General features: G+C 33.0%; 1 protein-coding gene. It reads left to right on the top strand.

Features of this window, described 5'->3' with window-relative positions:
• A partial coding sequence (locus tag AOA60_RS33475; protein ID WP_218240804.1) for a hypothetical protein occupies positions 1 to 180 on the top strand: 180 nt, incomplete at its 5' end.
• Positions 181 to 285 lie beyond the last annotated feature (105 nt).

The raw sequence follows: 285 nt of genomic DNA, 5'->3' as shown, positions 1-285 counted from the left end.
GTATCAGCAACATGGGTGATTATAATAAGAGGGGAAACTACCCTTATTAATGAAATAGCACCGAAAATAGGGGAAATAGAAGGAGAAATTACCGCTATTTACATGAAAAATATGATAATTCGATTTTTTTGTGTGCTTAAAGGGAAAACCTCCCATTATTCATACCTATCCAAGCTATAATCTGGAGTTTAAACGTAAAAACTACCTTTATTTACAGCATCTTTGATCGATCAATTAATAAGAAGTCTTCGTACGCTGCATAATTCAATTTTTACAAACCTCCAC

Source organism: Pseudomonas sp. 2822-17, assembly GCF_002742485.1.
Lineage (GTDB): Bacteria > Pseudomonadota > Gammaproteobacteria > Pseudomonadales > Pseudomonadaceae > Aquipseudomonas > Aquipseudomonas cyclaminis.
The sequence above is the reverse complement of the archived record's forward strand: the minus strand, read 5'-3'. Positions and strand labels throughout refer to the sequence as shown.